1 protein-coding gene is annotated in these 248 nt (G+C 68.5%); it reads left to right on the forward strand.

Going from position 1 to position 248, the window contains the following annotated elements; all coding sequences use genetic code 11:
• A partial coding sequence (locus tag ACQG3P_RS21310) for a cupin-like domain-containing protein (RefSeq protein ID WP_426806165.1) occupies window positions 1-248 on the forward strand: 248 nt, incomplete at both ends.

Below are 248 nucleotides of genomic sequence, written 5' to 3' on the forward strand. Positions count from 1 at the left end.
ACCAACCCGGGGCGGGCAGGTGGACTGCTTGGTCTTTTTCGACCGCCCGTATTTCGACCGCCACCCCCGGTTCCGTGACGCGCTGGCCAGCGCGCAGACCGCCGTTCTGGAACCGGGCGATGCAATCTTCATTCCCCGCATGTGGTGGCACCACGTGCGCAGCCTGGAACCGTTCATCGTGCTGGTGAGGTACTGGTGGCGCAGCGTGCCCGGCGTCCGGTCGTCGCCGCTGCCGGCGCTGCAGCAGG

It is taken from the genome of Stenotrophomonas sp. SrG, assembly GCF_050031795.1.
Taxonomy (GTDB): domain Bacteria; phylum Pseudomonadota; class Gammaproteobacteria; order Xanthomonadales; family Xanthomonadaceae; genus Stenotrophomonas; species Stenotrophomonas rhizophila_A.